Source organism: Desertibacillus haloalkaliphilus, from assembly GCF_019039105.1.
GTDB lineage: Bacteria > Bacillota > Bacilli > Bacillales > KJ1-10-99 > Desertibacillus > Desertibacillus haloalkaliphilus.
Map to the genome: position 1 here is coordinate 1 of NZ_JAHPIV010000027.1, position 15,228 is coordinate 15,228.

The window sequence follows — 15,228 nt, forward strand, 5'->3', positions numbered from 1 at the left end:
AAACTGTTGAATCTTAATTGTGGAAAGTTGTTTGAAGTTATTTGTGGAAAATTGTTTAATTCTACTTGACGGTTACATCAGGGCTACGAATAATATAGTCTTCTTCCTTCTTATATTTTCTTATATGGTTGGCTAATCCGAAAGCAGAAGCAATTCTTTTAGCAGCTATATCTCCAACTCCATTAAACCTTTTTAATTCCTCCATATTTAAATCAGCTAATCTATAAACACCTAAACTTGCTAATTGACCTGTGACGGTAGGGTCCGCTTTAGGGCCAATTAATATTGCTAAAATATTTTGTAGGCTAGTACTATCATTTCCATAAAAACTTAACTCTTCTTGAGCTATATCATAATGCCGTTTCATTTGTTCCTCTCAGCTCCTTAAAATCAACAATTAAATGTCTCATTATTAATAATATACAGAACATTTGTTTGCGTACATGTTTTTTTAAAGGACGTTAAAATGCTCGAATCTTTATATAAAAATTACCAAATATGTAAATGTTATTTCACGGGTTTTTCGAGTTTTGGGACCATGTGTGTGAATGCAACTTCCCCAGTTATTTACATTGAATTAATCTTTTTTTCTAAAGGGAGAGGCGATACTAAACATTATATATAGGAAGTTATTTTTGATAAAAGTAATTTAATTACTTTTAAAAATAATTAATAAAATTTATTGACGTTTTGTTTTTACTTTGCTATATTGTAGTTAACAAATTAAAGTTAAGTAACAACTCTGGAGGTGTAAAAAATGGAACGTAACGAAGAAGAAGTTGTCATTGATGTTGATCATATGGAGAAATATATAGCAAAACAATTAGGAGTAAGCCTTCAATAGTCAGTGAGGTTTTGGATAAAGAATTGAACTTTTTGGAAGACAAAAGTATTGCATGTGAAAAGCCAGAAAACCAAAATAGTGTCACACAGAGTATAAATATTGATGATTTGGTCAATTATATATTTCAAAATACTGGTTATTCTAAGTTATTGATATATAGGATTATGGACAAAGAAGACGATTATCTTTATAACCATGGTTTGATTGAATACTAGGAATAGTTATGGAAAGTGTTAAAAAACTTTTTATATACCTAATAGTTTAAATGATGCCCCTGAAAGAGGGGAATTTTTAAAAGGGATTTTAAAAAGTAATTTGATTACTTTTGTAAATAATGTGAATAAGGAGTTGGTTTTTGTGGGTAGTACTCAATTTATAAGTGCTGTTTGGGAAGGATTAGATGTAATACGAGGGGAACTATTTAGCGAAACAGGTTTCGACCTATCATTAGTAAGTATTACCCTTATGTATTCAGAACAGATTAGACATGAATCTACAATTCATGATGAATATCTATGGAGTAATATAATTCAAAGTGGCTATGGAATAAGTGCAAGGCTTCAAAAAGCAACAAAAGAGGTAGAGAAGTCCTTTCCAGTTCTAGAGGGAGCATTTACTTTTCTTGATTTTACTGAGATACCTGATACAGTTTTATATAAATTTATAACAACATTAAATAGATACTCTTTACCAGACAAAAACGAGCTTGGATTGGTTTTTAAGCAGATATTGTATCGCCAAATGGAGTTGCAAGGAATGCGAGGAGGAGAGCATATATCTCCGCCTTCAATTACAGAGTTAATCCCTCAATTATTAGATATACGTTCAGGAAGTGTTTATGATGGAACAGCTGGTTCGGCATTGTTATTGCAAGAAGCCTATGAGTATGCAACCCATAAAGATAGTGAAGTTAAACTTTATGGTCAAGAAATAAATAAAAAAGCATGGGCTATTGGACGCTTAAACCTATTTGTTAATGGTATCCGTAATTTTGATTATCAATTAGGAAATACACTATTAGATCCAATATTTAAAGAAGGTCACGGTATTAAGAAATTTGATTATATTTTGATGAATTTTCCATTTTCGATAAAGAAGTGGGGACGTAAAGAAGTAGAAAACGAGCTTTATGGTCGTTTTATATATGGCTTACCTAGTGATACAAATGCTGATATGGCTTTTGTATCTCATGCAATTGCATCACTTTCGGAAAATGGAAAAGCAGCACTAATTGTTCCACATGGTGTGTTATTTCGAGGAGGAGCTGAAGGTAAGATTCGTGAGAATATTATTAAAGCTGACTTGATAGAAGCTGTAATTGGATTACCATCTAATTTATTTTCAAATACAGGGATTCCAGTAGCAATTCTTATTATTAATAAAAAGAAAGAAAAAGAAAGAAAGGGTAAAATCTTCTTTTTTGATGCATCGGAGGAATTTAAAAAGGGACGTGGTCGAAACGAGCTGAGAAATAAGGATATTGAGAAAATCAAGGAGTTTTACCATGAGGGTATTGAATTAGAATCCTACAGTCGTTTTGTTAAACTAGAGAATCTAGAGGATGATGTACTTACTATCCCAAGGTATTTCGATGTTGATCAGGTAGATTCTGCAATTGGTACTTTCACTGTAAATAGTAAGGAATTTAAAGAATCATCTGTACCCAAAAAAACTCTAAATGATATTGCTTCTATATATCGGGGGATGAATATGCCAAGAAAAGGTAGTGAAGATTCGTCTGGAGAGGACTATAAAGTGATTCAATTAACCGATGTTCAAGATGGTCAGATTCAGGTGGATTCACTTCAAAAGTTGAAAATTAAAGATAAGAAAAAAGCTGAGCAGTATTTTATTCAAGAAGGGGATGTTCTAATCTCTTCTAGAGGTGCTACTGTGAAAATTGCTATTGTACCAAAATTAGAAGAAGATATTGTGCTATCTCATAATTTCATTGCTTTAAGGCCTAAGGTGGACATAAATTCTTATTATATAAAAGGGTATTTAGAAAGTCCTTTAGGGCAATATCATCTTCTATCAATCCAAAAAGGTTCAGCAGTAAAAGTTTTGGCTATGAAAGAGTTCGAAAATATTCTAATTCCAATACCTTCTATTGAGGAACAGAAGTTAATAGGAGAGTCTTTTCGAAAAACTGACCAATTGTATTCTGAGGCAATAAGAAAGGCTGAAGAAGATCGGAAATGTGCATATCTAAAGCAGTATAAATTGATGGGGATTAGTAAAACTATAAATTTGTAAAAATACTGGTAATTGCATGAGTGCTATCACTTAAAATAGAAGTACTATGATAGAATATAATAATACAAAAAAATTTTGGAGGAACAAAAATGGATAATAATACCTATAATCAAATTGTGAGTTTCATATGGGGAATTGCTGATGATTGCCTACGAGATGTATATGTACGTGGAAAGTATAGGGATGTTATTTTACCAATGACTGTAATTCGAAGATTGGATGCTGTCCTTGAACCTACTAAAGATGCGGTACTAGAAATGAAAGAAAAATTGGATGCAGCTGATATAGTAAATCAGACTGAAGCGCTTTGTAATGTGGCGAGCCAATCTTTTGTAAACTCGTCTCCTTTTACGTTAAAAGATTTAAAATCAAGATCGAAACAGCAACAGTTGAAAGCTGACTTTATTGAATATCTTGACGGATTCTCACCAAATGTTCAGGAAATACTAGAAAAGTTTAGGTTTCGAAATCAAATCGACACTATGGTGGAAGCTGATATACTAGGTGCAGTAATAGAAAAGTTTGTTAGTCCTACAATTAATCTGAGTCCAAAACCCGTATTTGATGATAATGGGGATGTGAGGCTTCCGGGACTAAATAACCATACAATGGGAGTTATCTTTGAAGAGCTAATACGTAGATTTAACGAAGAAAATAATGAAGAAGCTGGGGAGCACTTCACACCTCGTGATGTAGTAGAGCTAATGGCTGACATTACATTCTTACCAATAGAAGATAAAATCAAAGATGCACCATACATTATTTATGATGGTGCATGTGGAACTGGAGGGATGTTAACAGTCGCTGATGAAAGATTACAAGAATTAGCAAATGAGCATGATAAAAACATTACAACCTATTTGTATGGACAAGAAATAAATCCAGAAACCTATGCAATTACACAAGCCGATTTACTTATTAAGGGTGAGTCACTACAAAATGATAATGTGGCATTTGGTTCTACTTTATCCAATGATGGATTTCCGACTTATAACTTTGATTTTATGTTATCGAATCCTCCTTATGGTAAGAGTTGGAAGACCGATTTAGACCGTCTAGGTGGGAAAAAGAACATATCCGATCCACGCTTTATTGTGAATCACGATGGAGAATCTGAATTTAAAATGGTTCCACGTTCTAGTGATGGACAAATGTTATTCCTTGCTAATAAGCTCAGTAAAATGAAACATGATACTGAATTGGGAAGCCGTATTGTTGAAGTTCATAACGGATCTTCTTTATTTACTGGGGATGCAGGTTCAGGTGAAAGTAATTTAAGAAGATATATTATAGAAAATGATTGGCTTGAAGCCATAATAGCATTGCCTGAAAATATGTTTTACAACACAGGGATATACACATATATTTGGGTTGTGACAAATAGAAAGGCATCTCATCGAAAGGGTAAAGTCCAGTTAATTAATGCAACGGAGCTAAAGAGTCCTCTTAGGAAGCATTTGGGTAATAAAAGTAGTGAATTGACTCAAGAAATCCGGAAGAAGATCTCAGATTTGCTAATTAAGTTTGAACAAGGAGAGTATTCAAAGATTTTTGATAATAGAGAGTTTGGATACCATAAGATTACTGTCGAAAGACCTTTACGTTTAAGCGTGAATTTTTCAAAAGAAATTATTCAAAAATTTACTTTGAAATGTCAGGAGCAGAAAGAAGAGACTTTGGTTCCAGTGATAGAACAACTAGCTAATAAATTTCAGTACACTATTTTGAAAGATTATAACCTTTTCTTAAAAGAGTTATCAAAAAAAGCAAAGAGCTTAAACATAAAATTAAATGTCAAAAAGTTGAATTTTATTAAAAATAATTTAGCTCAAGTAGATGAAACTGCTGAAAAGGTTATAAAAAAAATACACAAGCAAGAAAAATCCTTAGAAAGTAGTCTATATGGAATATTTACAACTTCAATAGATGGAAGCCAGCGTTTTGTGGAATATGAGGCTGATAGTGACCTTAGGGATTCAGAGCAAATACCATTGTTATATGAAGGTGGAATTGAACAGTTTTTTAAAGAAGAAGTGTTAACATATGCACCTGATGCATGGATAGAGAAAAGTAAAACGGAAATTGGATACGAAATAAGTTTCACAAAACATTTTTATCAACCAGTAAAAAGAAGAACTTTAGATGAAATAGAAAGTGAAATTAAATCACTTGAAAAAGAAACTGAAGGGTTACTATTAGATATCATTGGGGGGGGAGTAAGGTGAATAATAAATTAAAACCATATAACAAATATAAATATTCAAAAATTCCTTATAATACGCATATTCCCTTTGATTGGATGGAATACCCGTTCTTTGCTATTGCCAACATTAAGTCAGTCACTAATAAGGTTAATGAAGATTTGTTATCTGTATTCTTAGATAGAGGTGTAATTAAATATAATGAAACCAAAGGTGTTCAAGTTCATAAACCAAGCCAAGACTTAACAAATTATCAATTGGTGGAACCTGGAAATCTTGTGTTAAACAATCAACAGGCTTGGCGTGGATCAGTCGGAGTATCAAGTCATCAAGGAATAGTAAGTCCAGCGTACTATGTATTTGATTTGTCTAAACTCATCGAACCGGAATTTGGTAACTATTTGTTTAGGGACTCTGTTATGGTAAATCAATTTGCTCTTTCATCTAAAGGAGTAGGAAGTATTCAAAGAAATATTTATTATCCGTCATTAAAAAGAGCAATAGTACCAATACCACCTGAAAAAGAGCAGAAAAAGATTGCTGAATTTCTAAATTTTAAAACATCTAAAATAGATAGATTTATTAAAATAAAAACTAAATTAATACAAACTCTAAAAGAACAAAAAATAACTTTGATAAATGATGTAATTACTAAAGGGCTAAATCCTGAAGTGAAAATGAAACCAAGTGGAATAAAGTGGATTGGTGAAATACCAGAAAATTGGGATTTAAAACGTGGAAAGCAGATTTTACGAAAACTTGACAGAGGTATATCTGATAATGATGAGGTTGTAACTTGCTTTAGAGATGGCGAGGTTGTGTTAAGGAGTAAGCGTAGAGAAGACGGATTCACTGTTTCATTTAAAGAAATTGGTTATCAAGGTGTTGAAAAAGGGGACTTAGTAATACACGGTATGGACGGCTTTGCAGGAGCCATTGGAATTTCAAAAGATAAGGGTAAATGTTCTCCAGTTTATAATGTTTGCACAAATATAGTTGACTTAAACTTAGAGTATATAACATTTTATTTGCGAATGTTAGCTATGAATGATGTTTTCTTAGCTTTAGCTACCGGAATAAGAGAACGTTCTTGTGATCTACGGTGGAATAAAGTGGCTAACTTAGTTTATATAGTACCTCCGAAAGAAGAACAAGACAAAATAGTTGATTATATCAATAATCAATTGTCTCGTATTAATAAAACGATATCCAAAATAGAAAATGAAATTAAACTAATAACAGAATATCGCAGTCGTCTTATTTCAGATGTCGTAACTGGTCAAGTTAATGTATCAGGTATTAAATTAGACAACCAAATGTAGGTGTGGAATAAAAGAGGTTAGGAGTGTGATGCTTAATGTCAACTAACACCAAAGAATCCGGACTAGAAACACTTATTGTAAATTATCTTGTTAAAAATAATGGTTATGAATATGGAACCAGTAAAGATTACAACAAAGATTATGCAATAGATGAAACGCGTTTGTTAAGATTCTTAAAAGACACTCAACCAGACAAACTTGAAAAATTAGGGGTTTACAAAAGTGAAATAAACAAGACTAAATTCTTGAATCGGTTACAAGGGGAAATTACAAAAAACGGTGTTATCGAAGTGCTAAGAAGTGGTGTTAAAATTTACCCTGTAACTTTGGATTTATTTTATCTAACACCTTCAGAAGCAAATAAAAAAGCGAAAGAATTATACAATAAGAATATTTTTAGCGTTACAAGACAGTTAAATTATTCTAAAGACAATTCCAAACTCGCACTTGATTTTGCAATATTTATTAACGGATTACCTATAATCACATGCGAGTTAAAAAATAGGTTAACAAAACAAAATGTTGAAGATGCAGTATATCAATATAAAACTGATAGGGACCCAAGAGAATTATTATTTAATTTTGGTAGATGTATGGTTCACTTTGCAGTTGATGAAAATGAAGTGAAAATGTGTACCAAGCTTGATGGGAAGAAATCTTGGTTTCTCCCCTTTAATAAGGGGTATAACAATGGAGCAGGAAATCCACCTAATCCAGACGGAATAAAAACTGATTATCTTTGGAAACAGATATTAGTAAAAGACGAACTTACTAATATTATAGAAAATTATTCCCAGATTGTTGAGGAAAAAGATACTGAAACTAAGAAGAAAAAGCGAACTCAAATATTTCCCCGATATCATCAATTATCTGCAGTAAAATCTTTATTAGCTCATGTCGGAGAAAAAGGTGTAGGGCAAAAGTATCTTATTCAACATAGTGCAGGTAGTGGAAAATCCAATTCAATTGCTTGGCTTAGTCATCAACTTGTTGCATTACAGAAAGATGGCAAAGATATCTTTGATTCTGTCATTGTAGTAACAGATAGAGTTAACCTAGATAAGCAAATTAAAAATACTATAAAGAACTTTATGCAAGTCTCTAATACTGTAGGGCATGCTGAAAGTTCTGGAGATTTAAAAAAGTTACTCCAAGATGGTAAGAAGATTATTGTTACTATTGTGCATAAATTCCCTTTTATTCTTGACGACATTGGCAATCAGCATAGAAAAAGTAACTTTGCTATTATCATTGATGAAGCTCATTCTAGTCAAAGTGGGAGTATGTCTGCCAAGATGAATATAGCTTTATCAGAAAACTACGAGGAAAATGATGATGAGACTTTTGAGGATAAGATAGTTAAGATGATTGAGGGCAGGAAGATGATAACTAATGCAAGCTATTTTGCATTTACTGCAACACCTAAAAATAAAACTTTAGAGATGTTTGGTGTTCCTTATCCATCTGATGGGAAGGTAAAACATAAACCTTTCCATGTATATACGATGAAACAGGCAATTCAAGAAGGTTTTATTGTTGATGTTTTAAGAAACTATACACCAATAAAGAGTTATTACAAGCTTGTTAAGGTTGTAGAAGATGACCCAATGTTTGATAAGAAGAAAGCTCAAAAGAAGCTTAGAAAGTATGTAGAAGGAAATGAAAAAGCTATAAGTAAAAAAGCTGAAATTATGGTAGACCACTTCCATGAACAGGTAATTGCAAAAGGAAAAATCGGTGGACAGGCTAGAGCGATGGTAGTTACTAGCAGTATCGAAAGGGCTATACAATATTATTATGCAATAACTGATTATCTAGGAAAGAGAAAGAGTCAGTACAAAGCAATTGTTGCTTTCTCTGGTGAAAAGGAGTTCGGAGGTAAGAAACTAACCGAAAGCTCGATTAACAGTTTTCCTAGTAATGAGATAGAGAAGAAGTTTAAGAAAGATCCTTATAGGATATTAGTCGTTGCTAATAAATTTCAAACAGGGTATGATGAGCCACTTCTTCATACCATGTATGTTGATAAAGTTTTAACGGATATAAAAGCAGTTCAGACATTATCTAGGTTGAATAGAGCACACCCACAAAAGTATGATACTTTTGTTTTGGATTTTGTTAATGAGACAGAAACTATTCAAGATTCCTTTTCGAAATATTATCAAACTACTATTTTATCTGACGAAACAGATCCTGATAAGTTGAATGATTTAGAAAGTGACATTAGGGGATATCACGTATTTACAGATCATCATATAGACAATTTAGTGCAGCTTTATATAGATGGAGCAGAGCGTGATAAACTTGATCCGATTTTGGATGTATGTGTTAAAAATTATGAAGAAGAACTTGATGAAGATGAACAAGTAGATTTTAAAAGCAAAGCAAAGGCATTTACACGAACTTATGGCTTTTTAGCATCTATACTAACGTATGGTAATACAGATTGGGAAAAGTTATCGATATTTTTAAATTTCCTAATTTCTAAACTACCTACACCGAAAGAGGAAGATTTATCTAAAGGTGTCCTTGAAGCGATTGATTTAGACAGTTATAGGGCTGAGGCTCAAACGAAAATGTCTATAGTACTAGAAGATTCACCAGAGTATGAAATTGATCCAGCTCCGACATCTGGCGGCGGTGGAAAAACTGACCCGGAGGTTGACTTATTAAGTAATATTCTTACAAGTTTTCATGATCTTTTTGGTAATGTTCAATGGAATGATGAGGACCAAGTAAAAAGATATATTGCTTCTATTCCTGAAGTTGTTTCGAAAGATAAGGATTACCAAAATGCAATGAAGAATTCAGACAAGCAGAACGCTAGGATTGAGAGTGAAAAGGCACTAGGTAGAGCTGTAATGAACCTTATGTCTGATAATATGGAAATCTTTAAACAGTATAATGATAATGATTCATTCAAAAAATGGTTATCAGACATGGTATTCACAGTAACCTATAATCCAGAGGGTGAACCATTTAATGATAGTCCTAGAATTGACAACTAAAACTAATAAACTGCTAGGAGGTCTGACATGGCAGAATTGAAATATGAAATCAAAGAAACAGTAGCTGTCCTTTCAGAATCATCAAAAGGATGGACCAAAGAGTTAAATCTTATTAGCTGGAATGGTCGGGAACCTAAATACGATCTTAGGGATTGGGCTCCAAATCATGAAAAGATGGGTAAGGGAGTTACATTAACGAAAGATGAGCTAGATAAGTTAATAGAAGTATTAAGCGAATTGAAATAAACTAGGAGGAATTAAATGGCTGAAAAAGTAGTAGATGTCACAAAAAAATATAGCCACGAACTTCTAGGAATAAAAGTAAGTTTAATCATCTTGAAATGCTATCAAAAGGGACAGCTTAAATGCTGTCTTTTTTTTTTGAAATAAGAAATAAACTTTATAGAATTTATAGTGGTTTTGCTATTCTTCTATAAATTACTATTAGTATCTATTAACTTGAATAGGTGGAAGAGGTAAATAATAATTTTTTTATTTCAGTGAATATACTACTAATCTAGTATTAGTTTTGGTAAAATAATGTAAAAATATAAAAATGATGATTTTCGAATTCTTTTGCATATTGATTAATATATATATAGGGGGAATAAAGTTGAGTGAAAAAAAACATGAATATCCTAACTTTTTCCCGGATGGATGCCCTCCTAATGATGCCGAGCCAAAAGAACTCAAAGTATATAGGTTGGTAAAAAAGGATAAAATTAGTAACAGTGATTTTAAATCTTTTTTTGAAGAGGGTCGGGATGCAAGAAATCCTAAATTGTATTTGGCAAGAGAAAAATGTATAAAACGGCAAGCCTTTTTGTAGCCACTCATTTTAACACTCGTTTCTTACATACTATTTAACAGGAATGACTCTTTCATGCGGTTGCTGTCTCCTCCAAAGAGCACTAAATGGGAGTGGTGAATCAGGCGATCCACCACGGCTTCAGTCAAAATAGGATCTCCAAAGACATGGTTCCACTGACCAAACTGGAGGTTTGTAGTAATGATGATGCTCCGCTTTTCATAACAGAGTGATATAACCTGAAAAAGCAGCTCTGCCCCTTGTTTGTGAAGGGGAATGTAGCCCAGTTCGTCCAGTATCAGTAGATCAAGCTTCTCGATTTTCTTAAACAGCTTATTGAGTGTCCCTTTTTCATTTGCCTCCAATAGTTCGTTAGCGAGGGAGGCAATCGTATAGAACTTCACTCGTTTTCCAGACTTTTGTATGGCATTGATGCCGATGAGCGTGGATAGATACGTCTTTCCCGCACCGACACCTCCGTAAAATATCATGTTTTCTTTCTCTTCAATAAAATCACCGTCCAATAGAGATTGTTGAGTCAGGCCCTGTCCCAACTGAATGTCCTTCCAATCAAAAGGTTTGCCAGATACGTTCGGCAAAGTTGCCGCCTTGAACAAAAGGTTGACCTTTCGTTCCTCACGCTGTTCTATTTCTTTTTCAAAAAGCTTCAGTAGATATTCTTCTGTATTCGCGGCTTGTACCTCTCGATAGTGTTCACGAATCCAGCTGAGTTTTAAGCGCTTGGCATACTCTTGGATCTTACCCTGCATCAGGCCTGCCTCCCTTCTTTAAAGAAGACGGCATCATACTGATTCATCCCTCGTTTGGCTATCGGCATGATTGGAACGGTGCTCTTCAAATCCATGGTCTCCCTATAGCCACGTCCATGGATAAGTTGATGGAAGATTTGTTTTATGGACTCCGAAGAAGGATGGCATCTCTCGGAAGCAATCTCTAATGCTTTATTGGCTGTTTCCAGACTATGGTCTTTTAACAGGATCGAAAGTAACTGAAGTGCTTTTTTCTTTTCTTCCAGCGTACAATCGTCTAGATAGGTTTGCCATTTTACAGGCAGTTGATCATAAAAAGCCGTGTACTTTAGCGCAGTAGGCCTTTTTGCCATTAAGGACAGATAGGGCTGCCAGTTCATTGATTTGGATTCTTCACCATACAATCGTACATGGCTTACAATCACCTCATACGTATCCGAAAGGATATCCACACGGTTATATGTTATGCCAACCAAAACCTTTTGATTAGAAAAACGAGGCGAAGAAGAATACCTTTTCGTATCTACTAAAACATAGCCGTATTTATCTGCTTTCAGAGTTTCATAGCGTACACAAGAGTACTCCCTTGGCGGTAAATACATGAGCGCCTCTTTATCCTCTTCAAATAATTTGGCAATCTCTACTTTCTTTTCGTAATGAGGTCGGTTTCGATCATTTTCCACTTCTGCCCACAATCGGCGGTTCAAGTCATCCCATTGATATACAGCTCGCTCTGGTAGAAAGAAATTATTCCTCACATACTTAACCATCGCCTCAACGTGGCCTTTTTCATTTCCTGCACCTGGATTACAAAATTCATACTCGAATCCATAATGTAAAGCAAAGCGCTTGAAGCCTTCCGTCAGCTCACGCTTCCCTTGAGGCAGGACCTTTTTTACAGCAGGTGATAAATTATCAAAGCGAATCCTTCTTGGCACCCCCTGTAGGTAGTGGAAGAAACGTTTCAAACCTTCGAGAAAACAGTCCTGGTTCTCAGATTTAAACACCTGAACTATGAAGGCGTTACTGTACGGAAAGGAGATTACTAGATACGGTAGGTCAACAACCTTCCCCTTTACTTTAAATGGGGCTTCTCCAAAGTCTACCTGGGCATCTCCCGGTTTTGATTCTAACGGAAGAGCTGCGTCACCGCTTTCTTCTAGTAATTCCTGTTTTCGTTTAGAGACATACTCTCTGACGGTTCGCTCCGCCCCTTGGAAACCTACTTCTTTCTTAAGCAATTGCCAAATACGTTTGGCAGTCATTCGGTACTTCTTTTTCTTTTTCATATCATCTTTTAACCATTGGTCTACCAGATCTTTAACTGGATCCATTACTGGAGCCGGCTGAGCCTTTTTCCTCTTCATTTCTGGTTGGAATTCGTCCAGATCCGCATATTTCTTCACTGTGCGGTAATCGGTATTTGTTCTCCTAGCTACGTCCGAATAGGAATAACCTTTTGAATTAACTTCATTTCTGATATACTTAATTTCGTCCACTTCTAACATCTCCTAAAGCTACCTCCTGCCAGATTATTGGGTCCAACAGGAAGTGTAGTGAATTTTTGGGGGTGTTAGCAAGTGGCTTTTTTTATGTAGGCCCCCCCTGTGGGGGGCCTACATAAAAGGAGCGCCATCACCTACATTTTTAGTTTTCCATAAACATCCTAAATTTCCTTTTGTAGAATATGGTTTATCTGTAAATACCAAATACGACGAAATAAAAAAATATTGGAGAGGTAATGCAGCTCTAAAGAAGAAGTATAAAAATATTGCTTCTGGAATTACCTACAAATATACAGGTGTATTAAAGTCAACACCGTCTAAGATACAAAAGAATCATTATACATGGTGGCTATGTAAGAATGTTTCCCCAGAAAATTACTTTGAAATAGAGTGAGGTGAGATGTGATGAAGGGTGAAAACAGCTATATGAATATAGATTTGTTAGGTAATATCTATATTATGGATGAAATAATATATTATGATAAGCCATTAACATTCACTTGTAAAAATGATATTGGTAATCAATATATTGCAAGTTGTATTGAGTTAGAGGAGGAAGAACAATGGCTGTTTTTACCCCTCAGTGAAGCACGTCTCACACAAGTCTTAAGAGGTAGCATAACAGCATATAATGCTTTTAAAAATCCTGAAACAGGCTTCTTGTGGAAGGTATTTTTACAAGCTAATAACTATTCGTTTGGAAAGGCTAAAAGAATCCAATCAAGCGAATTATATGAGGATGATCTACCAGATAAAGATATTGTATATGATGTTTATGGTGAAGAAGTATTTTCTATAAAGAGTGATGAAAGAAATAGTATTGTACAAGACTCTGTTAAAGAAAGAAGAGAATTCTTGGATTTATCTTTAGAAATGGGTGAATCACACGTTCATGAGATAGAAGCAGCGTTTTTAGGAAAAGTATTAGAAAGCACCCAAAATGTTGTAAATATAATAGGACATAAAAAAGGTGTAAACGGCAAGGTACCTAAACACATAAAAGAAGAAAATAAACTAATATATAGTGGGGATTTTGCTGCTTCATTTGGTTTTAGGTTGAAATCGAATAACTTAGCTAACATTTTAAATGAATCAGATTTACAAGATAGTCTGACCATTTTTATGAACTTGTTAGAATCAAAATCAAATACGAAAAAGATAATGGAAATAATAAAGGATTTAAACCCTTCGGTTATCCATCATTATAAAAACTTTTTAAACTTATTAAAAAATGAAAATGTCTCCGTGAAAACATATTGTGCATTTCCAAATGAAAATTATAGACATATAAATATATCAATTGACGATATTAAAAAGAGTATAAAAGCATTAGATTCTGAAATAAAAGAGTATACTAAAGAAGATACTTTTCAGGAGAGAATTGTCGCAATAGACACAACAAATAAAACATTTAAGTTTATTTCTGATGATGATGAGACAATAAGTGGATTAATTGGTGAAAATGTTAATACTGATGAATATAGACTTCCAAAAGACGCAAGAGTTAAACTAAATATAAAAATTAAATTAAATGACTTTACAGGTCAAGAAAATATTGATTACGAGCTAGTGGAACTAATATATGAATAAATTTTGTAATAGATTCAACATTTTACTTTAACTTTTTACTAATTATTCTTTGTTACATAGTAAGAATCACTTTTATAGTAGTTCTACAATTTGTTGAATTTAGGTATGAGGATTTATGTAATTAAGATTTACACTTCGTTTTTCTTAGATATAAGAAGAACGAGGTGATTTTTTTATGCTACCAAATAAAATGCAACTAATAGAGCATTTATCAAATAAAATGACAAACCAAGACATTGCAAAAATATATGGAACAACATTTCAAAAAATAATTCATATTATAAAGAAATATGATCTAAACCCTAACGAGTTACGAAAAGTAAATAAATATATTGTCTACGAACATTGGCTCAATGGAGAAGTTGTTTATGTAGGGAGTGGTGTCTGGTATCGCTGCAGAAGATATACTAATAGAAGAAACATGGAACATGTAGGGTTGATGAAGTCAGGAAAACTCGATTACCGTTTTGTAGGAGAGTACGAAAAAGAAGAGCATGCAAGGGTTCACGAAATTGAACTTATTCAAAGATATAGGCAAATAGGACAAGTAAAATTTAATAAGAAAATTGGTTGATCACTTGACGATTAGGGAGAGTTAAATGCATAATTAACAGGAATCGTGTTACCAAATAATTAAGATAATTTCTATAATCGTTGATATGATTGACCTAACGGGCTATATGGTATATTTGGCGACTCAAAATCGTGTTCCTTCTGGAGTGTCGGTTCGACCCCGACCACCGGTACTTCTAACTAAATTACGTTACTTTTATTGAATTTTAGAAACTCACGATTGTTGTTAAATCAACGTTTGTGAGTTTTTTATTTTTGATGTTACGATTAATTAGGCTCTATAATATTTGTTGGGGTTTCGTGAAAATTTGGGCATAAAAAAACACGTAACTCTTACTGTCCTATATACTT

General features: G+C 33.6%; 12 protein-coding genes. 9 read left to right on the top strand and 3 right to left on the bottom strand.

Annotated elements, in window-relative coordinates:
- Positions 1-61 precede the first annotated feature (61 nt).
- Positions 62-367 carry a Mov34/MPN/PAD-1 family protein gene (locus KH400_RS20365; protein WP_217227781.1) on the bottom strand — a complete coding sequence of 102 codons (306 nt, stop codon included), beginning with the start codon at positions 365-367 and terminating at the stop codon, positions 62-64.
- Between the two features lie 834 nt (positions 368-1,201).
- Between KH400_RS20365 and KH400_RS20370 the strand changes: the two genes are divergently transcribed.
- The 7 genes from KH400_RS20370 (at position 1,202) to KH400_RS20395 (ending at position 10,460) form a co-directional block, all read left to right on the top strand.
- Positions 1,202-3,100, top strand: coding sequence for an N-6 DNA methylase (locus tag KH400_RS20370; RefSeq protein ID WP_217227783.1), 1,899 nt, complete (start codon positions 1,202-1,204; stop codon positions 3,098-3,100).
- A gap of 89 nt (positions 3,101-3,189) precedes the next feature.
- The gene (locus KH400_RS20375) at positions 3,190-5,325 is read left to right on the top strand and encodes a type I restriction-modification system subunit M (protein ID WP_217227785.1); all 2,136 of its coding nucleotides are present in this window, start codon (positions 3,190-3,192) and stop codon (positions 5,323-5,325) included.
- Positions 5,322-6,623 (top strand): restriction endonuclease subunit S, encoded by a 1,302-nt coding sequence (locus KH400_RS20380; protein ID WP_217227786.1) that lies wholly within the window; start codon positions 5,322-5,324, stop codon positions 6,621-6,623. Before KH400_RS20375 ends, KH400_RS20380 begins: the two co-directional genes overlap by 4 nt.
- Positions 6,624-6,658: 35 nt before the next feature.
- Complete coding sequence (locus tag KH400_RS20385) at positions 6,659-9,631, top strand: type I restriction endonuclease subunit R (RefSeq protein WP_217227787.1); 2,973 nt, start codon at positions 6,659-6,661, stop codon at positions 9,629-9,631.
- Positions 9,632-9,658: 27 nt separating this feature from the next.
- Positions 9,659-9,877: a YdbC family protein gene (locus KH400_RS20390; RefSeq protein WP_217227788.1), complete on the top strand. Its 219-nt coding sequence runs from the start codon at positions 9,659-9,661 to the stop codon at positions 9,875-9,877.
- 15 nt (positions 9,878-9,892) lie between these two features.
- Positions 9,893-10,021 carry a hypothetical protein gene (locus KH400_RS25380; RefSeq protein ID WP_281418757.1) on the top strand — a complete coding sequence of 43 codons (129 nt, stop codon included), beginning with the start codon at positions 9,893-9,895 and terminating at the stop codon, positions 10,019-10,021.
- Between the two features lie 223 nt (positions 10,022-10,244).
- A complete protein-coding gene (locus KH400_RS20395) occupies positions 10,245-10,460 on the top strand; it encodes a hypothetical protein (RefSeq protein ID WP_217227789.1) in 216 nt (71 codons plus the stop codon).
- Between the two features lie 23 nt (positions 10,461-10,483).
- Here the strand turns inward: KH400_RS20395 and istB are convergent, their stop codons facing one another.
- Positions 10,484-11,209, bottom strand: coding sequence for an IS21-like element helper ATPase IstB (gene istB, locus KH400_RS20400; protein ID WP_217227791.1), 726 nt, complete (start codon positions 11,207-11,209; stop codon positions 10,484-10,486).
- A complete protein-coding gene (istA, locus tag KH400_RS20405) occupies positions 11,209-12,717 on the bottom strand; it encodes an IS21 family transposase (protein ID WP_217227793.1) in 1,509 nt (502 codons plus the stop codon). The genes istB and istA overlap by 1 nt, the downstream gene beginning before the upstream one ends.
- 402 nt (positions 12,718-13,119) lie before the next feature.
- On the opposite strand from istA, the gene KH400_RS20410 reads away from it, so the two are divergent.
- Complete coding sequence (locus tag KH400_RS20410; protein WP_217227794.1) at positions 13,120-14,304, top strand: DUF6575 domain-containing protein; 1,185 nt, start codon at positions 13,120-13,122, stop codon at positions 14,302-14,304.
- A gap of 175 nt (positions 14,305-14,479) precedes the next feature.
- Entirely contained in the window at positions 14,480-14,878 is a 399-nt protein-coding gene (locus KH400_RS20415; RefSeq protein ID WP_217227795.1) for a hypothetical protein, read from the top strand.
- Positions 14,879-15,228 lie beyond the last annotated feature (350 nt).

Coding starts and splice junctions, on each gene's coding strand:
- KH400_RS20365 (WP_217227781.1), bottom strand. CDS start 367: ATGAAACGGCATTATGATATAGCTCAAGAAGAGTTAAGTTTTTATGGA.
- KH400_RS20375 (WP_217227785.1), top strand. CDS start 3,190: ATGGATAATAATACCTATAATCAAATTGTGAGTTTCATATGGGGAATT.
- KH400_RS20385 (WP_217227787.1), top strand. CDS start 6,659: ATGTCAACTAACACCAAAGAATCCGGACTAGAAACACTTATTGTAAAT.
- KH400_RS20390 (WP_217227788.1), top strand. CDS start 9,659: ATGGCAGAATTGAAATATGAAATCAAAGAAACAGTAGCTGTCCTTTCA.
- KH400_RS25380 (WP_281418757.1), top strand. CDS start 9,893: ATGGCTGAAAAAGTAGTAGATGTCACAAAAAAATATAGCCACGAACTT.
- istB (WP_217227791.1), bottom strand. CDS start 11,209: ATGCAGGGTAAGATCCAAGAGTATGCCAAGCGCTTAAAACTCAGCTGG.
- istA (WP_217227793.1), bottom strand. CDS start 12,717: ATGTTAGAAGTGGACGAAATTAAGTATATCAGAAATGAAGTTAATTCA.
- KH400_RS20410 (WP_217227794.1), top strand. CDS start 13,120: ATGAAGGGTGAAAACAGCTATATGAATATAGATTTGTTAGGTAATATC.
- KH400_RS20415 (WP_217227795.1), top strand. CDS start 14,480: ATGCTACCAAATAAAATGCAACTAATAGAGCATTTATCAAATAAAATG.